The organism is Candidatus Arcticimaribacter forsetii (assembly GCF_910589745.1).
Lineage (GTDB): Bacteria > Bacteroidota > Bacteroidia > Flavobacteriales > Flavobacteriaceae > Arcticimaribacter > Arcticimaribacter forsetii.
This window is the reverse complement of sequence record NZ_OU342399.1, coordinates 813,572-837,865: the sequence shown is the minus strand read 5'-3', so window position 1 is coordinate 837,865 and position 24,294 is coordinate 813,572. Positions and strand designations below refer to the sequence as shown.

14 protein-coding genes and 1 pseudogene are annotated in these 24,294 nt (G+C 35.3%); 9 read left to right on the top strand and 6 right to left on the bottom strand.

The annotated features are described in order from the left end of the window. Positions 1-5 precede the first annotated feature (5 nt). From NG655_RS03835 to NG655_RS03805, 7 genes are all read left to right on the top strand, one after another. Entirely contained in the window at positions 6-755 is a 750-nt protein-coding gene (locus NG655_RS03835) for an SDR family NAD(P)-dependent oxidoreductase (protein WP_252158026.1), read from the top strand. A gap of 92 nt (positions 756-847) precedes the next feature. Beyond that, on the top strand, positions 848-1,684 hold the full coding sequence (locus tag NG655_RS03830) for an SDR family oxidoreductase (protein ID WP_252158025.1): 837 nt from the start codon (positions 848-850) through the stop codon (positions 1,682-1,684). A gap of 10 nt (positions 1,685-1,694) precedes the next feature. After that, entirely contained in the window at positions 1,695-2,753 is a 1,059-nt protein-coding gene (locus NG655_RS03825; protein WP_252158024.1) for an SMP-30/gluconolactonase/LRE family protein, read from the top strand. Between the two features lie 7 nt (positions 2,754-2,760). Next, positions 2,761-3,504 (top strand): beta-ketoacyl-ACP reductase, encoded by a 744-nt coding sequence (locus tag NG655_RS03820; RefSeq protein WP_252158023.1) that lies wholly within the window; start codon positions 2,761-2,763, stop codon positions 3,502-3,504. A gap of 2 nt (positions 3,505-3,506) precedes the next feature. Beyond that, the gene (locus NG655_RS03815) at positions 3,507-4,277 is read left to right on the top strand and encodes an SDR family NAD(P)-dependent oxidoreductase (protein WP_252158022.1); all 771 of its coding nucleotides are present in this window, start codon (positions 3,507-3,509) and stop codon (positions 4,275-4,277) included. 9 nt (positions 4,278-4,286) lie between these two features. Next, complete coding sequence (locus NG655_RS03810; protein WP_252158021.1) at positions 4,287-5,600, top strand: enoyl-CoA hydratase-related protein; 1,314 nt, start codon at positions 4,287-4,289, stop codon at positions 5,598-5,600. A 39-nt stretch (positions 5,601-5,639) separates the two neighbouring features. Further along, positions 5,640-6,719 (top strand): phosphotransferase family protein, encoded by a 1,080-nt coding sequence (locus NG655_RS03805; RefSeq protein ID WP_252158020.1) that lies wholly within the window; start codon positions 5,640-5,642, stop codon positions 6,717-6,719. 129 nt (positions 6,720-6,848) lie between these two features. Here NG655_RS03805 and NG655_RS03800 read toward each other — a convergent pair whose 3' ends face one another. Continuing rightward, positions 6,849-8,420: an amidohydrolase family protein gene (locus NG655_RS03800; RefSeq protein ID WP_252158019.1), complete on the bottom strand. Its 1,572-nt coding sequence runs from the start codon at positions 8,418-8,420 to the stop codon at positions 6,849-6,851. A gap of 125 nt (positions 8,421-8,545) precedes the next feature. Between NG655_RS03800 and NG655_RS03795 the strand changes: the two genes are divergently transcribed. Further along, on the top strand, positions 8,546-20,443 hold the full coding sequence (locus NG655_RS03795; protein WP_252158018.1) for a BspA family leucine-rich repeat surface protein: 11,898 nt from the start codon (positions 8,546-8,548) through the stop codon (positions 20,441-20,443). A 5-nt stretch (positions 20,444-20,448) separates the two neighbouring features. Next, the gene (locus NG655_RS03790) at positions 20,449-21,147 is read left to right on the top strand and encodes a hypothetical protein (RefSeq protein ID WP_252158017.1); all 699 of its coding nucleotides are present in this window, start codon (positions 20,449-20,451) and stop codon (positions 21,145-21,147) included. Here NG655_RS03790 and hisS read toward each other — a convergent pair. The 5 genes and pseudogenes from hisS to rpsF form a co-directional block, all read right to left on the bottom strand. After that, on the bottom strand, positions 21,144-22,523 hold the full coding sequence (hisS, locus tag NG655_RS03785) for a histidine--tRNA ligase (RefSeq protein ID WP_252158016.1): 1,380 nt from the start codon (positions 22,521-22,523) through the stop codon (positions 21,144-21,146). The genes NG655_RS03790 and hisS overlap by 4 nt on opposite strands. A gap of 39 nt (positions 22,524-22,562) precedes the next feature. Further along, complete coding sequence (locus NG655_RS03780) at positions 22,563-23,039, bottom strand: DUF6495 family protein (protein WP_252158015.1); 477 nt, start codon at positions 23,037-23,039, stop codon at positions 22,563-22,565. A 55-nt stretch (positions 23,040-23,094) separates the two neighbouring features. Further along, positions 23,095-23,540, bottom strand: a pseudogene (gene rplI / locus NG655_RS03775) (50S ribosomal protein L9). Positions 23,541-23,552: 12 nt separating this feature from the next. Continuing rightward, entirely contained in the window at positions 23,553-23,849 is a 297-nt protein-coding gene (rpsR, locus tag NG655_RS03770) for a 30S ribosomal protein S18 (protein ID WP_252158014.1), read from the bottom strand. Between the two features lie 5 nt (positions 23,850-23,854). Continuing rightward, a complete protein-coding gene (gene rpsF / locus NG655_RS03765; RefSeq protein WP_252158013.1) occupies positions 23,855-24,193 on the bottom strand; it encodes a 30S ribosomal protein S6 in 339 nt (112 codons plus the stop codon). Positions 24,194-24,294: the final 101 nt, after the last annotated feature.

Genomic DNA, 24,294 nt, shown 5'->3' with positions numbered 1-24,294 from the left:
TTTGAATGATTGAAAATAATAAAAAAGCATTAATTACTGGTGCTGCCAAAGGATTAGGAAGAGCAACTGCGGTTGCTCTTTCAACCTCTGGTTATGACGTTATCCTCACGGATATTAATGCAGAAGCATTAGCTGAAACAAAACAATTCATAGAAGATAATGGCGGTTCTGCTGTTACCTATATTCTTGATGTTTCAGACAAAAAACAAATTGAATCAGTCTTGATGCAAGCCATCAAAGACGAAAAAAAAATTGATGCCTTCGTTAATAATGCTGGAATAGGTGGTAAAATGGCTCCTTTCCATGAAATGAAAGACGAAGATTGGGACCGCGTTATAGCGGTAAACCTTAGTAGTGTTTTCTATTGCTTAAAATTTCAACTACAAATATTACTCAAACAAGGCGGTGGAAACATTGTTAATGTTGCCTCACTTGCTGGTAAAAAAGGAGTTACCCTAGGCAGTCATTATTCTGCTTCAAAGCATGGAGTAATTGGACTTACTAAAACTGCAGCTGTAGAATATGGATCACGCAATATTCGAGTTAATGCTGTATGTCCTTCCTTTATTGAAACTGATATTATAGACACTGTTCCCCCTCCAATTTTAGATTTTGTAAAGACTTACAGAGTTCCTCTTAAAAGATTAGGAAGACCTGAAGAAGTTGCAAATGCTATAAAATTCATGCTCTCCGATGACTCCTCATACATGAACGGACATTCTTTAGTTCTAGACGGAGGAATGGACGCTGGATAGGTGTATATAGAAGGAATTCTATCTCTCATATTTTACTTCAAATCAAATCTTCTTTATATATTGTAAGGAGAATATATTGTTATACCCAATATTTGAATATTAAACAACCTACTGAAATTACTATGTACGCATCGGATTTATTTAAAGGTAAAGTAGTGCTTGTCACCGGGGGAAGAAGTGGTATTGGTTATGGAATTGCACAATCTTTTCTAGAATTAGGTTCTGATGTAATAATTGCTTCCAGAAAAAAAGAACCCTTATTAAAAGCGGCTTCAGAACTAAGTTCTTTTGGTACTTGTGAGTCACAAGTTTGTGATATAAGAGAACCAGATCAAATAGAACAACTTTCCAAAATGATAGAGAAACGTTTTGGTCGCCTAGATATTTTAATCAATAATGCAGGGGGTCAATTTCCTGCGCCCTCTCATATTATCAGTAAAAAAGGATGGGCAGCAGTTGTAAACAACAACTTAAATGGAACCTTTTACATGAGCCAACAAATGGCTACTAGTTTTTTTATTCCCCAAAACGAAGGAATCATAATTAACATAACTGCAAATGTAATGCGAGGATTTCCAGGTATGGCTCACACAGGAGCAGCAAGAGCTGGTGTAGAAAATCTCACAAAATCTTTAGGTCAAGAATGGGCAGAGTACAATATAAGAGTTAATGCTGTAGCACCTGGTATAGTTTCCACATCGGGATTAGAAAATTATCCGGAACAAATGCAATCCTTTTTAAAAGAAAGTGAAAATAAAAATCTAATGAAACGGTTTGGGACTATTAAAGATATCGCTAACGCTGTTTTATTTTTGGCTAGTCCACTTTCAAGCTATATAAGTGGTGTTACACTTCCGGTTGATGGACTTGAGCATCTGGCAGGAGATCGTATGGAATTATACAAGTCCATAATGGCATTAATGAAGTAAAACCTACAAAATGAAACTGTATTCAAAGTTTTTCGGAACTATTTTAATGATTAGCATACTTTATTTGTGCTTCTACCCTATTAATTTAGATCCTATTGCTAGAGATGCTCCTCCCTACCCTGGAACAGTTGGAGATTTTGAAATAAACAATCTTCTTACTCAAATCGAATTTTTAGAAGTTAATGGTATTGGTCCAGAGGCTATTGCTTATGATAGTTTAGGGAATTTTTATACGGGTATTGAAAATGGTAATATTTTAAAAATAAATCCAGATCTAAGTAAACAATCAATAATTGCAAATACAGGAGGTAGGCCTTTAGGAATGAAAATTGCACCTAAGGGTAACCTTATAATAGCGGATCAATTTAAAGGTCTTATAAGTCTTGATTCTCTCGGAAATATAACTACTCTAATCAACGAAATTGACGGGACTCCTATTTTATTTTCAGATGACTTAGCGATTACTAAAGAAGGTGTTGTTTATTTTTCTGATGCGACTCAAAGAAACCCAATTGAAATCGAAAATGAATTCTGGGAACAACAACCCTCTGGCAGAATTATTTCATTTGATTTAAATTCTGGAGAATCGGAAGTAGTATTAAATGATTTGTTTTTTGCAAACGGAGTTGCTTTGGATTCCGAAGAAGAGTTCCTTATTGTAACAGAAACTTTTGGAGCTCAAATAATAAAACATTGGATAAAGGGGGAAAAAAGTGGAACAACTGAAATTTTCAATAACACAATCCCAGGATATCCAGATAATGTAACCTTTTCTAATGATACTTTTTGGGTAGCAATTCCAAGTCAAAGAGCTGTTGAGGTCGAACCTTTAACTAGTTATCCTTTCATTAGGTCAATACTTTTACGATTACCTAGATTTTTATTAGACAAAGCTGTACCAAAACCTTATTCTATGGTCTTAGGGTTTGATATAAATGGAAATATAAAACACAATCTACAAGACCCTGATGGTGGGTTTCATTACATAACAAGTGTTCTCCAAATAGGAGACAAACTATATCTAGGAAGCTTAAAAGAGCCTGGAATAGGAATTTTCAATTTAAAATAAAAAACAAATGATTAGTTTAGAAGGACAAGTAGCCATTATAACCGGTGGTGCTCAAGGAATTGGAGAAGGAGTCTGTAAAGTGTTTTGCGAGGCAGGAGCTACTGTTGCACTTTGGGATGTTCGCGATTCCGGAGCTGAAACAGCAGAAAAAATAAAAGCAAATGGTGGAAATGTTTTCTTTCAAAAAGTCGATGTCACCAATCGAGAAGCGGTTGATAAAGCTGTTTCAGAAATAATATCAGAACACAAAAAAATAGATATTCTCATTAATAACGCAGGAATATTAAGAGACAAATCATTTATGAAAATGTCACAAGCTGAATGGGATGCAGTTATCAATGTAAATCTTAGTTCTTTATTCACAACAACACAAGCAGTTCTTCCCTATATGCGAGAAGCTCGATATGGAAGAATAATCTCAGCTTCCTCTATTAATGGTTTTGCAGGAGCATTTGGGCAAACAAACTATTCTGCAACAAAAGCTGGAGTTGCTGGCTTTACCAGAGCGCTCTGTCGTGAAGTTGGACGTTACGGTATAACAGCAAATGCAGTTGCCCCAGGATTTATAGAAACAGAAATGACCGCTTCCATGCCTGAAGAGGTAGTAAAAGCTGGGATTGCAATGATTCCAGTAGCTAGAATCGGAACCCCTGAAGATATGGGTTATGCATACTTATTTTTAGCTTCAAAACAAGCAGGTTTTATTAACGGAGTAACCCTCCATTCTAATGGTGGTGCAATGCCAATGTAATTATGAGTGTAAAAAAATTATTTGAATTAAAAGATAAAGTTGCGGTTGTAACTGGATCAAGTAAAGGAATTGGAAAAGCCATAGCCGAAGCTCTCGCAGAATTTGGCGCTAAAGTAGTTGTCAGCAGTCGCTCTCAAGAAGCCGTTGACGCCGTTGCTCAAGAATTTAAGGATAAAGGATATGAAGCGACTGGAATTGCTTGTCATGTTGGAGATGAAAGCCAAAGACAAAAACTAATTGAAAAAACAATATCGCTTTACGGAAGTGTGGACATACTAGTAAACAATGCAGCTACCAACCCTGTATTCTCTCCTTTAGAAGGGGTTGAAAACAATGTTTTTGACAAAATAATGGATGTGAATGTAAAAGCATGTTTCTCTTTTGCGAAATTGTGTTTTCCCTATATGAAAGAAAAAAAAAGCGGGAGTATTATAAATATTGCTTCAGTTGAAGGTATGAAACCGAGTATGGGACTTGGATTATATGGCGTAAGCAAATCAGCATTAATAATGCTAACACAATCACAGGCAAGTGAATGGGGAAAATATGGCATTCGATCAAATGCAATTTGTCCTGGTTTAATTAAAACAAAATTCAGTCAAGCACTCTGGAGCAACGAACATATAATGAAACAAGTGGAACATCATCTGCCACTTCAAAGGGCGGCAGAACCTGATGAAATAGCAGGACTAGCAGTTTATTTAGCATCAAATGCATCTTCTTATACCACAGGAGCTGTATTGAATGCAGATGGGGGTCATATGTTAACTTAAAAAAATATAATGGAACAACCAACAAACACAGCCTATTCAACCCGATTAAAAGACTTAAGTGAATTAAAAAACTACATAGGAAAAGAATTAGGTCTTACAGAATGGATGCCGATGACTCAGCAGCGCATTAACACATTTGCTGATGCTACGGAAGACTTTCAGTGGATTCATCTGGATGTCGAGCGAAGTGCAACTCTTTCTCCTTACAAAAAAACAGTTGCTCACGGATTTTTAGTTCTTTCAATGGCTTCTAAAATAACCTATGATACCTTTTCTATAGAAAACGTAGCCATGGGAGTTAACTATGGATTGGACAAAGTTCGTTTTCCAAATGCGACTAAATCTGGAACATTTTTTAGAGGACGTGTTTCATTACTAGAGTGTGATGAGATTCCTGGTGGAGTGAAATATAAAATGGGAATAATCTTTGAATTAAAAGGAGAAGAAAAACCCGCTTGCGTAGCAGAATTTATTGCAATAGCTTATGCTGGACCTGGTAAAAAAGCACAAGACGAAATAAAAAAAGCAACTGAAAAACAAAAACCATCCGACACTGTTTTGCTTGAAAAACAAGGGTCAATTGCAATCGTAACCCTTAACCGTCCTAAACGCTACAATGCCGTTACCGATGAGCTCATAAAAAGACTCAACCAAATTATAGCAGACATTCGAAACGACAATCAAATTCGTGCAGTAGTTCTAACAGGAGCAGGAAAAGGATTTAGTGCCGGAGCAGATATGGATACTTTTGGAATTGCATCTCCTGAAGACTCTCGTGAATACATAACAACCGTATATCAGGGGTTGCTTAGAAACTTCCAAACTTTAAAAAAGCCTATTATTGGTGCTATAAATGGAACTGCTGCGGGGGTTGGAGCTTCTATAGCTTTAGCTTGTGATTTACGTGTTATGAGCTCAAAAAGTAGTATTCTTTACGCTTTTATAAACATAGGCCTTGGTCCAGATGGAGGGGCGAGTTGGTTACTAACAAGACAAGTTGGATATTCGAAAGCATTTGAAATTGCTGCTGAAGGGAGAAAAGTAAAAGCAGAAGAATGTTTAGAACTTGGATTAACAAATAAAATAGTTGAAGAAGATAAACTATTAGATTCGGCGATTGAATGGGCAAAAACACTAGCTTCAAAACCAACACTAGCTGTCGGAATTACTAAAGAAGATTTATTACACGCAATGGAAAATAGCTTAAATGACTCAATTGCATTTGAAGCAGAAAAACAAATTGCGGCTTTTGAAAGCTATGATTTGGTAGAAGGAGTTGCTGCTTTTGTCGAAAAAAGAAAACCTAACTTCATTGGAAAATAAATTTTACAATTAAAATCAGTTCAATTTTAAATTTAAAAAATGGCAGTAACTCTAGATAAAGCAAAAGAAATAAGGAAGGGAGAAGGTCTAGATGAAGGTGCATTAAAAAAGTATCTATCAGAACAGTTAAAGGTACCGAACGGAGCCTTGCAAATTCGACAATTCCCTTCAGGTTTTTCTAATCTTACCTATTCAATCAATTTCGCAGACAAAGAATATGTATTGAGAAGACCTCCTTTTGGGGCGAATATTAAATCTGGTCATGATATGTCCAGAGAATTTAAAATACTTACTGCTTTAAAAGGTTCATACGATAAAGCACCAAATCCTATTTTATTTGAGGAAAAAGCAGAAGTTTTAGACGCTCCTTTTTACTTGATGGAACGTGTCCAAGGGATTATTTTACGAGCGGGCATAAAAGAAGAAAATCTACCCACACCTCAACAATTCAAATCCCTCTCAAATAATTTTGTTGACACCTTAGTTGAACTTCATCAACTGGACTATAAAGCAATTGGTCTAGAAACACTAGGAAATCCTGAAGGATACACAACTCGACAAGTAGAGGGTTGGAGTAAACGCTACCTGAAATCAAAAACCTCAACCGTGAAAACCATTGAAAAAACAGCATTATGGTTACAAGAAAATATTCCACCTATCAGTGGTGCCAGTTTAATTCACAACGACTTTAAATATGACAACCTCGTATTAACACCAGATGAAAACCTAAACATAAAAGCAGTTTTAGATTGGGAAATGACAACATTAGGTAATCCATTGATGGATCTTGGAACGAGTCTAGGTTATTGGGTACATGAATCTGACCCAGATTTTATTGCTCAGAATCAATTGAGTTTAACTTCTAAACCTGGAAATCCTAGTCGTGGAGAGTTAGCAAGTTTGTACGAGAAAAAAAGCGGTAAGACCCTAGATAACATTGAATTTTATTTTGTTTTTGGAGTTTTTAAAATTGCTGTAATTGTACAACAAATTTATTATAGATATACATTAGGACACACTAAAGACCCAAGATTTAAACACCTTGATAAAATAGTAGAATTATATGGCATGCTTGCCCAACAGGCTATAAAGAAAAAAAGAATAGATCATTTATTTTAAAAGAAATCGTGTTTTACAACCCTTATTTGGAGACTATAACTACCACCTTGACCGTTATGCACGATTAAATGAATATTAGAAATTAATAAACAGGATGTCTTAAGTATGTTGGTTCAACCTGTTTTAATTTTATTCATTGATAATTCCGGGCTGAGTAAGTTCAAAACCTTCAACTTCTTTTGCTCGATCAACCATATCTTTTACTTCTTTTAGTAAAACTTTAGAATTATAAATTACTCCATTACTGATAGTGTATTGAACACCACCTACTCGAACTACCTCATTATCTTCTGTCAATTTAATAGCACCCGTACCGTAAAGAACTTTTAAGTTTTCAAGTGGATTAGAATCTACCAATACCATATCGGCAAGCTTACCTACTTCAATAGAGCCAATTTGATCATCCATTTTTAAGGCTTCCGCACCATTTAAAGTAGCCGAACGGATTACTTCTAGAGGATGAAAACCAGCTTCCCGAAGTAATTCTAATTCTCTTACGTAAGCAAATCCATACAACTGAAATATAAATCCAGAATCAGATCCTGTTGTTACCCTTCCTCCTCTATTTTTGTACTCATTTACAAAAGTCATCCATAAATTATAATTCTTCTTCCATGAGATTTCTTGTTCTGTTCCCCAAAAATGCCAGTAGGATCCATGAGAAATTTTACTAGGCTGATAAAAACGCCACAAACTAGGTAACGTGTATTCCTCATGCCATTCAGCTCTTCTGGCACGTTGTAAATCTCTACTCGCTTCATAAATATTAAAAGTTGGGTCAAGTGTAAAGTCCAATGCAAGTAATTCTTCCATCACACGGTTCCAGTGATCAGAATATGGTTTTGCGGCTTGTTCCCATAATTTTCCTGCTTGTTCAAAACGATGTTGCTCATTTTGATAATTATAATCTAATGGATAATCTTGAACTGTTCGGTCTTCAAAAAGCGCTTCAGGTAAACCATACCAGTGCTCCATAGAAGTTAATCCTGCTCGAGCGGAGTGAAGAACATTCCAACGAGCAACACTCATTTGGGCATGATGGCAAGCAGACCCCAAACCTAATTTATTATTTTCAGCCAAAGCAGCTTCCATTATTTCGGGAGCTGCTCCAAAAAATTTGATTCCATCAGAACCCGATTTTGCATTTTCTCTTACCCAATTACGTGCATCCTCTTCCGTTACAATTGGAGTTTTAGATCCAGCACCAAAACCTGTATATTGAATAATTCTTGGCGCTATAATTTCGTTATTTTCACTTTTCTTTTTTAAATCGAGAGTCCAACTTCTACTCCTACCACTTGGTTCTCTAACTGTAGTTACTCCATGAGCCAACCAAAGTTTAAAAACATAATCCCAATCAGCTCCTTGTGAGGTTCCTCCTATATGTCCATGCATATCAATAAAACCAGGAAGTAGGTACATTCCGTGAGCATCGATTTCTTTACCTCCAATTTGTAATTCTGGTCTTCTTTTATCATTTATTTCTACTCCAGGGTAGCCAACGACTCTTACTTGAGTAATTATATTTTGTTCAACAACTACATCAACTGGACCAATTGGCGGTGCTCCGTTTCCATTAATGAGTGTTACCCCTCTAATAATTAACTGTTCGAACGGACCTTCTGCACTTACTTCTTGTGCAACTGATGGATTAAATGCAATACAAAAAAAAGAAAGTAAAAAAAGGATTAAGGATTTCATTAGATATTTTTTAATTGATCCTAATTTAAACAATTAAAACTAAATTTTATATTAATCCCATAAAAACAAAATTTTCTTAAATGAGAATAAATATTGAATAAATATTATTAACTATATTTATGCTTATGGAATATTTAAGAAATATTGATTTTCGGGCTGATTATAAATTACTTAGCAAAAAATTAAAAGAGTTCCGTCTTAAAATTAATAGGTTATCTTTTTGTGTTCTTCTTTCAACAACCAGCTTAACATTTGCTAATAACGATTCAACAACATCAAAATTAACTAATGTTGAGACTATTTACTTTGAAAACGGAACTTGTAAGTGTCCAGAAGCAACTGTTGGAGATGTTGCTTATCTGAGTACCGGTGGTGTAACTAGAGAATTAACTGCTTTTACTGTCGTTGACAATTCATCTATTGCTACTCAAATAGCAGCAGAAAACTACAATCTTTGTACTACCCTAGTTACCAATATGGAAGGATTGTTTCAAAATAATAGCTCATTCAACTCCGATATAAGTTTTTGGGATACCTCTAATGTAACAACTATGAACTCTATGTTCAAGGGTGCTTCTGCTTTCAATGAAGATATAAGTGATTGGGATGTTTCTAATGTTACAGACTTTGAAGCACTTTTTTGGGGAGCTAGTGTATTTAACCAAGATATTGGTGGATGGAACACAAGTAGTGTAACCAATATGGAAAGTACGTTTGAGGATGCATCGGCTTTTAATCAAGATATTAGTACTTGGGTAACTTCCAACGTAACCAATATGCGTGCAATGTTTGAGTCTGCTATTGTCTTCAATCAAAATATAAATGGATGGGACACTTCAAATGTAACTACAATGCTAAGAATGTTCGATTGGGCAGCTGTTTTTAACCAACCTATTGGGACGTGGGATACTGCTAACGTAACCGATATGCGAAGAATGTTCAAAAATGCAAAAGCATTTGACCAAGATATTACTAGTTGGAATATGTCAAATGTCACTGACATCAATTATATGTTTAGCGGTGCAGAAAATTTTGATCAAGAAGTTGGACTTTGGGATATTGGTAGTGTAACTACAATGACTGGGGTATTTGAAGAAGCACTTCTTTTCAATAATAATGGTTCTACATCTTTAAATAATTGGGATACTAGTAGCGTTACAAACATGGAAAAAGTATTCCTAAGTGCTCCAGATTTTAATCAGGATATTGGAGATTGGGATACGTCTAAGGTAACTTCCATACAAAGTATGTTCCATTCAGCTGATTCATTTAATCAAGATATTGGGAATTGGGATACCTCTGCTGTAACGAATATGCAATCGACCTTTGATTCTGCATCAAGCTTTGATCAGGATATTTCAAATTGGGATGTTTCGTCTGTAACAACTATGGAAGGTATGTTCTATGGCAGTGGTTTTAATCAGGATATTAGTAACTGGAATACTTCTGCTTTGATTAATATGAATTATATGTTCAAAGAAAATTCAAACTTTAATCAAGACCTTACTAGTTGGTGTATCTCAGATTTAACTTCTGTAGTAGAAGTAAATTATAATTCAATTTTAGAGGATGCTAATCTTCCTGTTGCGGGGGGCTGTAATCAAACAATTTATTTTGAAAACAATATCTGCAAGTGTCCAGAGGCAACTGCTGGAGACACTATTGATATTGATGGGACAACATATACAGTTGTAGACGATTCATCTATTGCTATTCAAATAGCAGTAGAAAACTACAATCTTTGTACTACCCTAGTTACCGATATGGAAGGATTGTTTCAAGATAATAGCTCGTTCAACTCCGATATAAGTTTTTGGGATACCTCTAATGTTACAACTATGAGGTATATGTTTCAAAATGCCTCTTCCTTTAATCAAGATATCGGTAGTTGGGACATCTCGAGTGTTACTAATATGAGATGGGTGTTTCAAAATGCAATCTCTTTTAATCAAGATATTGGGGATTGGGATACTTCTAGTATTGAAAACTTGAGTTCAATGTTTAGTGGAGCTACAGCTTTCAATCAGGATATTGGTGATTGGAATTTATCAAATAATGTTTCTCTTGAATATTTATTCGAAGGGGCTACTGCCTTTAATCAAGATATTGGTGGTTGGGACACTTCTAGTGTGACAAATATGATGGGTACTTTTACCGATGCATCTTCTTTTGATCAAGATTTAAGTTCTTGGGATACTTCTAATGTAGTTACCATGAGATATTTATTTAGAGGTACCCCTTTTAATCAAGATATATCGTATTGGAACACTTCTAATGTAACCATAATGAATCAAATGTTTTATGGAGCTTCTGAATTTAATCAAGATCTAGGTGATTGGGATACTTCCAAAGTTACCGATATGAGCTTTATGTTTAAGGACGCATATGCTTTTGATCAAGACCTTGGAGACTGGAATGTAGCTAGTGTTACCACTATGCAAGGAATGTTTGAAAACGCTTCTGTTTTTAATAATGCCTCAAGCACCTCAATAAACTCATGGGATATTTCAAGTGTTATACGTTTGGACAGAATGTTTAACAATGCAGATGCTTTTAATCAAAACATAAACTCTTGGGACACTTCAAGTGTTACTAATATGGGTAACTTATTTAGTAATACGGCTGTCTTTAATCAAGAATTATCTTCTTGGGACACCTCCAATGTTACAAGTATGTACGGTATGTTTGGCAGCGCCTTGTTGTTCAATCAAGATTTAAGTGGTTGGTGTGTCTCGAACATTTCAACAGAACCTGAATCTTTTGAAAGTTTATCGCTCACAGATGACAACCTTCCGTTGTGGGGAACCTGTATTGAAACCATTTATTTTGAAAACAATATCTGCAAGTGTCCAGAGGCAACAGCGGGAGACACTATTGATATTGATGGAACAACATATACAGTTGTTGACGATTTATCTATTGCTACTCAAATAGCAGCTGAGAACTACAATCTTTGCACTACCCTTGTTACGGATATGGGAGGATTGTTTCATAATAATGACTCATTTAATTCCGATATCAGTTTTTGGGATACTTCTTCAGTAACTAATATGACAAATATGTTTCATAATGCATATGATTTTAACCAAGACATAAGTCAATGGGACGTTTCTAATGTTATTTCAATGAATTATACATTTGCTCAGTCTGGATTTAGTTACGGCATTGGTGGTTGGGATGTGTCTTCTGTAACTACAATGGAAGGTATGTTTTGGGGTGCAAATGCATTTAATCAAGATATATCTAGTTGGGATACTTCTAGTGTGACTTCTATGATTGCAATGTTTCAAAATAATTCTCTATTTAATCAAAATCTTTCGGGATGGTGTGTCAAAAATGTTATTAATTACACTAATTTTAATAAAAGGAACACCACCTTAGATTCATCCAATATTCCTAATTTTGGAACTTGCCCTGATGGGTCAAATGGTAGTGAAGCTCCCGAAACTGGGGATGGATCCTCTAGCTCACCTTATCAAATTAATTCATTTAGTAATCTATTATGGATATCTGAAGATAGTGATCGATGGAATAAACACTACATTCAAACAAATGACATCGAAGCGGGTATTACTTCTTCTTTAAATAATAATCTTGGATGGAGCCCTATTGGAGACGAGTCTACGAGTTTTAGTGGAAACTATGACGGACAGGGTTATTTCATTTTTGATTTAAAAATAAACAGACCAACCCAAAATTACATTGGTCTTTTCGGTGAAATAAAACCAAGCTACGGAAGTTCTGGTGTCAGTATAAAAAATATTTATTTTGAAAATGCCAATATCTCAGGAGCTGAATTTGTTGGGGTTCTTGCAGGAAATATTGAAGGTTACAGCAGCAGTAATTATGTGAAAATACACTCTGTTTTCATTAACGATTCCTCTGTTACAGGTGATAATACTGTTGGTGGTTTAGCGGGTAAAGTTTATAAATACTCAACAGTTACAAGCAGTTATTATGAAGGAGATGTTGTTGGAGGAACTGGAGATTCTGATGATTATCAAATTACTGGCGGTCTGGTTGGAAATCTAAACTACTATTCAAATATTTCAAAATCCTACTCAACCGGATCTGTGTCTGGGAATTATATGGTGGGAGGTCTTCTTGGGAAAAACTCCTATTCAAATCTATCTAACAACTATTCCAGATCAAATGTTTCTGCGAGTTACAATGCTGTAGGTGGACTTATAGGATGGGATCAAGTGGATGATGACAATTCAGGAAGAGTCAAGAATTATTCTACAGGAACTGTTTCATTATCATCTAACAACTCAGGAATTGGAGGTCTTATCGGTTATCAAGCCAGCTGTAATAGTTGTAGCATTGAAGGTGATGAAAATTATTGGTCTTCTGATCTAAGTGGTATTTCTTCTGATGGATCAGGAAATGGAGTTGATTCTGATGTTAGTTCAGATACCCTAAAAAAATTAGAAATAAATGAAGAATGGGATTTTGAAAATACATGGATTACCTCGGGAAATATAAATGACGGTTACCCATTCTTAAGAAATGCAAACGAAATTGGAATTAGCGATATAAGTTTTGATCAATCTAATAATGGTTTAAGTCTTGTTTTCCTTGAAGAAATTCCAAGTGATGAAACATTATTAACAACTGATTTTAAGCTTGATCTAATAGTCGATTCGTCTTCATACACTGGAAATGCTTCTTTAACTATGGCAAACCCGACTGCAGTATCTATTTCTGATGATAGAAACACGGTTACAATAACGGTTTCTTACACAGGTGAATTCAATGGAAGTGAAATTCTTTCTGTAGGACCAGGGGATACGGAAGATGATTTTGATGATGATATTTATTTAACAGTTAATGTCAGCCCTGTAGATACCACTTCACCAACACTATTAGCATTTACTAGTTCTGATACTGATCTTGTTTTAGAATACAATCAAGAAACTATCATTGTTGCCAATTTCTCTGAATCAATGGCAAATACCCCAACCATTCAATTCTCAAATGACACCCTAACCAACCATTTAATGTCTTCCTATTCCTTCGGGATAGAAGCTGTAGATCAACAAAACTTGACTTCAGGTTCTGGAGCTGGTGGACTAGATCAATGGCAATCTTTTACTGTTTCAACAACAGGACGATTAACAAAAGTAGAGTGGGAAATGGGGAACCCTGTAATTGATGGAGAGCCACAACCAGTTGCGATTCTATTATATTCTGGCTCTGGTACTTCGGGCAACCTACTTGCAGAAAGTCAAGGGCTTTATACTCCTGCTTATAACGATGCTGACGGTAATTATATTGGAGTAGAATTTATTGCTTTTGATGTGACAGACAAGAATATTGATGTTACTCAAGGTGATGTACTTACCATGCAATTAGTTCTTACCTCTGGGAATCAAAACGTAGGATTTTTAGACTTAAGCACCAACAACCCATACTCGGGTGGTAGAGCTAGTAATGATGATAGCTGGGATTATATTTTTAAAACTCATGTACGCCCAGTTTCCATTAATTCAGAAAATTGGATTTATAAATACACAGCTCCAGACAGCTATGTCCCTTCGATATCTGCATCTGTATCAGGAACGGACCTGACTGGAAATAATTATACTAGTACTGAAACGCTTAACTTTACCATGATTGAGGAATCTGTACCTGCTACTGTTTCACTTTCATGGGAAACTCCGTCAAAAGATCCGATTATTGCTCCTTCAACAGAGAATATTGCCTACACAGAACTTGTTTCGATAACAGCCTATTATTCAAAACCAACTACTAATGCTCAAATCATTTTTAATTCAAATTCAGGAACTACAACTGATTCGATGACTCCAGTGAGTGATTATGATTTTACTCAAAATTGGATTAAAAATTATTCAGAACAATACGTTGAACCAAATAACGCTGGATCTGGAGAAGATTATGCTACTATAAGCTTTGATGTTAACTTACCTAGTTCGCATTCTCAGTATAATCAAATTAGAATAAATGATTACTTTGAAAATTCAGATCGTCTTTCTGTATTCATAGAAGTAGATGAACATATAAATAATATTTCTGATTATGTTAAGGTTGGTAGTTATGGTAGTTCAAATTATTTTATTTCTACAGACAAATACAATACAATTGCAGAAATAAATCAAGCTTTAAGTGCAATTAATGCGCGTTTATTAACCATCGAAACATCATCCGAATTTAACTATATAAATAGTTTATTTGTGGATTCATCGGTTGATGTTTATGCTAATCGTCCTTTTTGGATCGGATTATATCAAGACACCAACGATCCAAATTATTCAGAACCTTCAGGGGGTTGGAAATGGAAAAATGCTATGTATAATCAATGGGAATACAGTTGGACTGTATCTTCCACTAATTCTACAGAAGTAAATATCAATACTACTGCTACAGATGACCTAGGAAATGTTGTCTCTGCAACAGATAGTCTTACCTTTAACATTGTAGTTGTTGACACTTCATCACCTACTCTATTATCATTAGAATCTAGTGCTTCTTCTACTCAAGTAAATTATAATGAAACTGTAACTGTTACTGCGACATTTAGTGAAGCTATGAGTGCTACTCCAACCATTCATATAAGTGGGGTTGATATTAACACCGCTATGAGCGCTACTAACTCTTCTTCTGTTTGGACTTATAACTGGACAGTCTCGTCTACCGTTTCCACTGAGGTTACTGCAACTGTTTCTGGAACTGACCTTAGCGGGAATTCATATACTGGAACAGATACATTATCCTTCTATATTATGAAACAGTTACCAAGTTACCTCCCTATAAATGGGCTGGTTGCATGGTATCCTTTTTATGGAAATGCTTATGACGAGAGTGGTAATGGGAACAACGGTACTGTGAACGGATCTACTCTTAACGCTGACAGAAATAATAATCAAAACTCCTCTTATAGCTTTGATGGTTCCGATGATTTTATAAGTATTGGAAACGATTCTTCTTTGAATCCAAGTGGTTCACTAACTTTTTCATCATGGTTCAATCTATCTGACCTAGATTATAATAACAACTCAATTTTAGGAAGAAATAGCAATAATTCAGGTACAGATGGTTACGGCTACAATTATGGGGTATTAATCGATTCTAACGACGGTTCCTCTAAATTAAGAGTAGGTATTGGACAACAATCCAATGGAAGTATTACTGATATTGATCATATTAGAAACATTAATGCCAATGAGTGGATCCATTATGCAATAACCTACGATGAATCAAAGATTAGAGTTTATATTAATGGAACCCTAGTTCAATCAACTAATCTTAGTCGATCAGGAGGAAATCATCAAAATGATTTTGAAACATTTATTGGTAAATACAGACCTCAAAGCTCCGGTGTTTCAGTTGCAAATCAACTTTTTAGAGGTAAACTCGATGACATCGGGATTTGGAATCGCACATTAACTTCTTCTGAAATTTTTCAGCTTTATACAGGCGTGATAGATACCGTATCGCCCATCGTCACTATGTCACACAACGCAAGTCCAACAACTACTATAAATAACGGAGATAGTATTACGGTAACGGCGACCTTCTCTGAAGCTATGAATGCTACACCAACCATAAATATTTCGGGAGGACAAGCAACAAATGTAGCTATGAGCGCTACATCTTCATCTGCTATTTGGACCTATAATTGGACTGTGTCGTCTACCGTTTCTACCGAGGTTACTGCTACTGTTTCTGGAACGGACCTTAGTGGGAATTCATATACCGGAACTTCTTCCCTAGCATTTGTAATTGACAATACTGCTCCTGAAGTTGAATTAACAGATGATCAAGAGGATCAGTGGATTAAATCCGGGGATGAAATATTGATTAATGCCGTTTTCTCAGAAAGTTTATCTAATACTCCAACGATTCAAATATCAAATAATAATCAAACTGAGTCTTATGAAATGAGTGAATCTACCACTCAAAATAACTGGACATACTTTATTGAAGTAAGTGAATTAAATTTCGATGATGGTCCTATTTACGTTAAAATAGATTCTGCTATAGATTTTGGTGGTAATACTTTTTCAGGAACATCGAGTTTAACTTATATATTAGATAATACACAACCAACCATACAGTTTGGTTCAAATAACTCAACAGAAAATGTGCGTTCGGGTCAGGATATCACGTTTTTTGTAATCATAAGTGAATCTATAATTCAGGCTCCAACAATATCTATTGGAGACATTAATGAAGTAATGACGGCAACAAACTCTCCAACAAACTGGACTTACGAATGGAAAGTTCCAGATGGAGAAAGCGGAACATATACGGCATCTGTTGTTGTTGAAGATAAAGCTGGAAACACAACTTCCACAGACAGCAACCAAGTATTAAGTTATATCCTAGACAATGACCCTCCTGTTATTGAAACTATTTATCTGTCTTCTAATAACGGATCTGTTACAATTCAATTCTCAGATGAGGTGTTTTCATCTTATGAAAATAATGTAGCATCAGGAACTTTAGTTCCAGAAGATTTCAATTTAGCAATTGAAGGGGGTACTGCTAAATTAATGAGCGCAACACCAATTTCAGTTGTAAATGAAGATTCTAGTTATATCTTAACTTTCAATCTTGAAGGTATAACCTCAGGTAATGAGAAATTATCGATTAACATCAATACCAACTCTATATTTGATGTTGTAGGAAATCCAGTATCTACATCCCAAGCTACTGGTACGATAACATTATACGATACAGATGCACCACGAATAATTGAAGGGAGTGTCATTGATGATCAATCCTTGATCATAACACTCAACGAACTTGCCTACCTTAGTGATTCCTCTACAATTAGCTCAACCAACTTAAGTTTATCACTAAGTACGGGCTCTGCTACATTAGTTAATTCGATTCCTCAATCATTAACACAAAATGGAACTTCCTACAAACTTTCATTTACTGTAACTGGAGTGATTTCTGAAGGACAAATGATTACAGTTCAGTTGTCAGACCCAATTCAAGATGCATCAGGTAATGCAACAAGCTCCTTTAATGAGAATAATACCTTTGAATTTATTCCAGATTCTGATCTAGATGGGATTGTAGATGAATTTGATCTTTGTCCTGAAACTCCGTCAGGAGAAGAAGTAGACGAAAACGGCTGTAGTTTTAATCAAAGAGATGATGACAAAGACGGAGTTGTTAATCGCTTGGATGAATGTAAAAACACTCCTCGAGGAGAAGATGTTGACGCAAAAGGCTGTTCTAGTTTACAAAATGACCTAGATCAAGATGGAGTAATTAATATTTTAGATCAATGTCCAGAAACAGAAATAGATTCTGTTGTTGATGAAAATGGCTGTGCGCGTATTCAAATAGATGAAGATCTTGACGGTGTTCTCAATGTTGAAGATAAATGTTTTGGCACTAAAGAAGGTGTAAAAGTTGATGAAAATGGATGTTCCAGAATCCAAAAAGATCAAGATTTAGATGGTATTTTAGACGATGATGATGCTTGTCCTGATTCTGAAATAGGTGTTCAAGTTGATGAGTCTGGTTGTTCAATTGCTCAAAAAGATAGTGACTTAGATGGCGTTGAAAATGACTTTGACCAGTGTCCAGAAACACCTCTTGGAGAATTAGTTGATGAATTTGGATGTTCTCAAAAAGACACAGAAATACTTGAAGAAAATAAAGATGATGACAATGATGGGGTTCCCAATACTCTAGATCGTTGCAATGATTCCCCTTCAGGAGCCCTAGTCGATTCTAGTGGATGTACAATAGTAGAACTTGAGGAAGTTGCTGTGTATGATGAAGACTTAGATGGTGTTCCGGATACTATAGATTCTTGCCCAGATACTGAAAAAGGAAAACTAGTTAATGAATTTGGATGTTCTCTTAGTGAAATAGATACCGATTATGACAAAGTAATGGACGATGTGGACTTATGTCCAGACACTCCTTTAACCGAAAAGGTTAATGAACATGGTTGTTCTGAAAGTCAGCTTGAAAATGACTTTGACTTAGACGGTGTTGAAAACGAAAATGATTTATGTAACGATACTCCAATCGGGGAAATAGTGAACGAATTTGGATGCACTGAGTTACAAATTGAATTAGACAAAGATTTAGACGGTGTATTGGATTTGGAGGATAAATGTTTGAATACAGCATTAGGACTTGAAGTAAACGAAGAAGGTTGTCATGAGGGTCAACTCGACGACGATCAAGACGGTGTTGAAAATCAATTTGATCGTTGTCCTGAAACAATCCTCGGAGATACTGTTGACGAAAATGGATGTTCTGAAGATCAATTAGACTTAGATGATGACGGAGATGGAGTAAAAAATAAAAAAGATTATTGTGCTAATACCCCTGCTGGAACTCCAATTGATGTGAATGGTTGTCCTTATAACCCACCAACAATTTACTCAAATCAATTTGAGCGTATTGAAACTAAAAACATCGACATGGAGCTTCCCGTTAATGATCGTCTAGGAAAAATTATAGCTTTCGACAACAACCCTCCTTTAGCCAATGGAAGCAATGAAATTGGACTTACTATTGTTGAAGGAAGGGATTCTGATTATTTTAAACTCGAAGGGAATATTATTTATTTAACTAGTCCAATTGATTTTGAAGATAAAAAACTACTCTCAGTTAAAATTAGAGCAACAAACAGCAGAGGTATATCTGCTCATGGAATAATCAAACTTCGAGTTTTAGACATTCCGAATACGTATACTTTTTCTCCATTCTCTCTAGGTGTTTTTAATGTTAGTGGAGAAACAGGAAGTGCTAAAGTAGATCATTCGAGATATTATAATCCTAATGTTACTAAGGGTGTAGGTAAATGGAAAATTAAAAAGAAAATTAGTGGTGGAGCAGATGCTGGATTATTTACAATTCGATCCCCAGAAGTTCAAAAAAATGGAGAAGGAGAATCTGAAGATTACTTAGACTTTATTGTTCCTCCAGATTACGACAACCCTCAGGATCATAATCGTGATAACATCTATGAAGTAGAAGTCATCAATGTTAATACCGAAGATGGAGATACTAATGTACCGGTCGTAGTAACACAAACTAACCTGGTAGTGCCCGAAGGAAACGCTACTGCAATTCAACTACAAACAGTTGCTGTGACACCAATTGAGGACACCGATGGTGATGGTGTTGTAGACATCTTGGATAACAGTCCTCTTGTTTATAATCCAAATCAAGAAGATAGCGATGGTGATGGTGTTGGGGATGTTTCGGATGATGCCGATCACGATGGGGTTTGGAATCCGTTCGACCGATGTGCCGATACTCCTTACGGTTCTTTAGTTAATAATAACGGTTGTGTTATTTTCTATCTGCCTCCGAGCAATTTCTCTCTTTCCAAAACAGAGAAATGTCAGGACACTAACAGCATTAGCTTGTCTGTAGAAGACACCTCTCTAACGTATCAAATTGATATCAGTGGAGCAGTTAATCAAACCCAAACTTTAAACAGTAGTAATTGGAGTTTAGATAACTTATCACAAGGATCATATTCTATTTGTGTTACAGTAGACGGAGTAGATGCAAGTGAATTTGAACGTTGTTTTGATGTAACTATAAACGAGCCACAGCCATTATCGGTTTATGCTTCTTCAAATAAAAGCGACAATACGGTAAGTTATAAACTTAGTGGAGGAGAAAGTTACTCGATTACACATAACGGAATCACAGAGCAAACCACTGAGAGCGAATACACCCTATGTCTGTATAAAGGAGTCAATACTGTTTCTATAACTACTGGAATTGCTTGTCAGGGTATCTTCGAGCAGTCATACTTTAGTTCAGATGCCGTTGTAACAGCTCCTAATCCATTTAATGACACCTTAGCAGTATATGTTGGTGGAACAGAATTAGAAGCCAATATCGAGCTTTATTCTAGTGATGGAAGAACGGTTATGGTAGCACAATATGCATTAACTGCTACCGAAAGAACAGTTTATATAAACACCTCTAGTTTAATAAGCGGAAGTTATATTGTAAAGGTTAATAATGCTTCTGTTAATCAATCTCAAATTGTTATTAAAGAATAATTCATATGAAAACTATACAAACCCTAAGCACACTGTTTAGTATTACAATTTTATTGTGGAGTTGTTCCAGTTCTCCGCCACCACCTTTAGAACCTGGAACACCCTCTTTGAGTTTTCCTTTAAACGAAGAAACTTGTCAAGAAGGGACTTCACTTAATGACTCACAGAGTAGTTTGGAGTTCCGATGGAGTTCTGCTGCAAATGTAGAAACCTATCGTTTGAGTGTAACCAACTTAAACAACAACCAAAGAGAAACTCTAGAAACTACAGGGACTTCACTGAGTGTTACCTTATTGAAAGCAACTCCATATTCTTGGAATATAACAGCAATTGGAGAAGAGGGAAGTCAAAACGCGAATTCATCAACTTGGAGGTTTTATTTAGCAGGGTCGGGTGTAACCAATTATGCTCCTTTTCCATCGGAAATATTAGCGCCAAGATCTGGAACTTCGGTGACGCCAGTAGAGGGGAATATTACTCTAAACTGGAACGGATCGGATGTAGATGGTGATTTGGATTATTATGAAATTTATTTAGACACCACAGACGCCAGTACTTTTCTAAAACAAGTAGATGCAGTGAATGCAAATACCAGTACAAGTATTGCGGTTGATAGTAATTCTGCTTATAGTTGGAAAATTATTGCGGTAGACACAAACGGAAATAAAAGTAATTCTGGGGTGTACTCTTTTAGAACGAATTAAGAATTTAATTCGTTTTTAATAACCTCGAGAAAATCATCAATTGGATATGAAGTTTGTATGCCTGTCTCCATATTCTTTAAAACAAAAGTTTTAGTAGCTAACTCATCAGATCCCATTACAAATAGAAATGGAATTTCTTTAGCGTTTGCATAAGAAAATTGCTTTTTCATCTTTGTCGATTCTGGATAAAATTCAGAACGGATCTGGTTATTTCTGAGTTTTTTAATCATTTGATTACATTGGAGCGCATATTCTTCCCCAAAATTTGCAAATAAAATCTGAGTACCATTTTGAGCAGAAGAAGGAAATAAATTAAGTTCTTCCAAGACTAAATAAATACGATCAAATCCAAAGGAAATTCCTACACCGCTCGTGTTTTTCAAACCAAAACCGGCAGTAAGATCGTCGTAACGTCCTCCCCCACCTATAGAACCCATCTTAACACCCGTGGGAGCAGCAACTTCAAAAATACATCCTGTATAATAATTTAAACCACGAGCTAGAGTTACATCAATATCCAATATCATGGATTTAAGTCCAATTGAAGAAACTTGATCAACAACAAACTGCAGCTCCTCTACCCCTTTTGTTCCGATTTCAGAATCTTTTAAAAAGGTAGAGAGTAAATCTAATTTAGACTTAAAGTCACCTGTAAGACCCATTAAAGGTAAAACCTTATCAATTGCTTCGTTCGAAAAACCTTTAGAGATTAATTCATCAATCACGCCATCCTGACCAATTTTGTCTAATTTATCAAGAGCAACTGTAAAGTCGATAATTCGATCAGACTCATCAAGAACTTCAGCTATTCCGGCTAGTATTTTACGATTATTTATTTTGAGACAAGTATCCTTTAAATTTAATTTATCAAAAACATAATCATATAAACCACACAATTCAATTTCTTGCCAGAGAGATGTGCTTCCTACAACATCTGCATCACACTGAAAAAATTCTTGAAAACGACCATGTTGCGGTCGATCAGCACGCCATACTGGTTGAATTTGGTATCTTTTAAAAGGAAAACTAATATCGTTTTGATGTTGTACTACATAACGAGCAAAAGGAACTGTTAAGTCGTATCGAAGGGCTTTCTCTGCTAAAGAATTCGAAAATGCAGCTAGTTTTCCTTGAGATAACGCTTCGGTATTTGCTTTTTTAAGTTTATCCCCAGAGTTTAAAATTTTAAAGATTAAACGATCTCCTTCTTCTCCATACTTTCCCAATAATGTTGAAGATTTTTCAAAGGATGGGGTTTCTATCGGTTCAAAACCATAAGTTTCAAAAGAAGTAGAAAGTATGTTTTTTAAGTAGTTGCGTTGGGCTACTTCCTTAGGTGAAAAATCTCTAGTACCTTTTGGTATTGATGGTTTCATTAATTGAATCTGTTTAATCTTGTAACAAATATCTTATTTTTAACTAGGATTTGAAAGAAAAGAACTGATACTTTTAAAGTAAGTACCCGTTGTTATGTTCCCACCTTTTTGAATTAGATCAAAAATTTCCTGTTTTCGATTTGAATAAGTTTTTGAAGATTGGAATAAAGAAAGTGATTCAGACTGAAAATTATCTTGAACCCATTGAAGACCACTTGGACTTGTAAAATCTATTGTATGATCCTCAGATTTGAGGAGGATTAAGTTAATTTCATCTTTCAAGCACTCGAATAAAAAAAAGTGATTTGGGTTTAAATGCTCAATAAAAAGTTCTTTATCTAAGATATCATTCCATACCATATCACTGAATAAATCGAGAAGAACCTCAGCCTTCTCAATTTCATTTAATTTTAAAAGATCCCATTCCTTTTTATCAATAGAATTGGTTGCCAAAAACTTGGCAAATTCCTCATGAAGGGCTTCAAATTGTTCTGTTGATAGTCGTTTATATTCCATAAAAAAACCCCACCTAAAAAAGTGGGGCTGTTTTTTTTAGCATTAAAACTAGTACTTATTCAGCAATAATTTCGAAAGCAACTTGTACAACAACAGCTCTGTGAATACGAACTGTAGCTTCATAAGCTCCTAAACGCTTAATTGTTTTACCAGGAAGTGTAATAAACTTTTTATCAATTGCTTGACCATTACTTTCGAATGCATCTGCAACATCTTGGCTACCTATTGAACCAAATAATTTATCTCCACTACCAACTTTAGATTTGATTTTAATTTCAAAACCTTGAAGTTTTTTAGCAATTTTTTCGCATCATCAATTAACTTTTGTTCTTTGTGAGCGCGTTGTTTTAAGTTTTCTGCAAGTACTTTTCTAGCAGACGATGTAGCTATAACTGCTTTTCCATTAGGAATTAAGAAGTTACGACCATATCCATTTTTTACATTTACGATGTCATCCTTAAATCCAAGGTTTTGTACATCTTCTTTGAGTATCAGTTCCATTGATCTAAGTTTTTATTTTAATAAATCACCCACGTAAGGCATTAAAGCTAAATGACGAGCTCTTTTAACAGCTACAGAAACTTTTCTTTGGTATTTTAAAGAAGTTCCTGTTAAACGACGAGGAAGTAATTTTCCTTGCTCGTTAACAAATTTAATTAAGAAATCTCCGTCTTTATAATCTACATACTTGATACCAGATCTTTTGAAACGACAGTATTTCTTTTTGTTGTTTGTTTCGATATTTAATGGAGTCAAATAACGGATTTCTCCTTCTTTTCTCCCTTTAGATTGTTCTTCAATTTTTGACATAACTACTAGGCTTTTGCTTTAGATTTTTTTGCTCTTTTCTCTGCCCAAGCAATCGCATGCTTGTCAAGACTTACCGTAAGGTATCGCATGATACGCTCATCTCTTCGGAATTCTACTTCAAGAGGTGCAATAGCATCTCCAGGTGCAGTGAATTCAAAAAGGTGGTAAAAGCCACTTTTTTTGTTTTGAATTGGGTAAGCTAATTTCTTAAGCCCCCAGTCCTCTTTGTTAACAAACTTGGCTCCTTTTCCAGTCAAAAGGTCCTCAAATTTCTTAACTGTTTCCTTTATCTGTTCATCAGATAAAACGGGATTTAGAATGAAAACAGTTTCGTAATGATTCATATTTATATAATTTTAAGTGTGCAAAAATAAGCAAATACATAGTTATAACAAACATTTACCATTCTTTTTTAACCTCATTTACACATATTTATTATTTTATT

Excerpts from the sequence above, each read along its gene's own strand:
- NG655_RS03790 (WP_252158017.1), top strand. The coding sequence starts at position 20,449 with ATGAAAACTATACAAACCCTAAGCACACTGTTTAGTATTACAATTTTA.
- NG655_RS03825 (WP_252158024.1), top strand. The coding sequence starts at position 1,695 with ATGAAACTGTATTCAAAGTTTTTCGGAACTATTTTAATGATTAGCATA.
- rpsR (WP_252158014.1), bottom strand. The coding sequence starts at position 23,849 with ATGTCAAAAATTGAAGAACAATCTAAAGGGAGAAAAGAAGGAGAAATC.
- NG655_RS03795 (WP_252158018.1), top strand. The coding sequence starts at position 8,546 with ATGGAATATTTAAGAAATATTGATTTTCGGGCTGATTATAAATTACTT.
- NG655_RS03780 (WP_252158015.1), bottom strand. The coding sequence starts at position 23,039 with ATGGAATATAAACGACTATCAACAGAACAATTTGAAGCCCTTCATGAG.
- hisS (WP_252158016.1), bottom strand. The coding sequence starts at position 22,523 with ATGAAACCATCAATACCAAAAGGTACTAGAGATTTTTCACCTAAGGAA.
- NG655_RS03820 (WP_252158023.1), top strand. The coding sequence starts at position 2,761 with ATGATTAGTTTAGAAGGACAAGTAGCCATTATAACCGGTGGTGCTCAA.
- NG655_RS03800 (WP_252158019.1), bottom strand. The coding sequence starts at position 8,420 with ATGAAATCCTTAATCCTTTTTTTACTTTCTTTTTTTTGTATTGCATTT.
- NG655_RS03835 (WP_252158026.1), top strand. The coding sequence starts at position 6 with ATGATTGAAAATAATAAAAAAGCATTAATTACTGGTGCTGCCAAAGGA.
- NG655_RS03815 (WP_252158022.1), top strand. The coding sequence starts at position 3,507 with ATGAGTGTAAAAAAATTATTTGAATTAAAAGATAAAGTTGCGGTTGTA.
- NG655_RS03805 (WP_252158020.1), top strand. The coding sequence starts at position 5,640 with ATGGCAGTAACTCTAGATAAAGCAAAAGAAATAAGGAAGGGAGAAGGT.
- rpsF (WP_252158013.1), bottom strand. The coding sequence starts at position 24,193 with ATGAATCATTACGAAACTGTTTTCATTCTAAATCCCGTTTTATCTGAT.
- NG655_RS03810 (WP_252158021.1), top strand. The coding sequence starts at position 4,287 with ATGGAACAACCAACAAACACAGCCTATTCAACCCGATTAAAAGACTTA.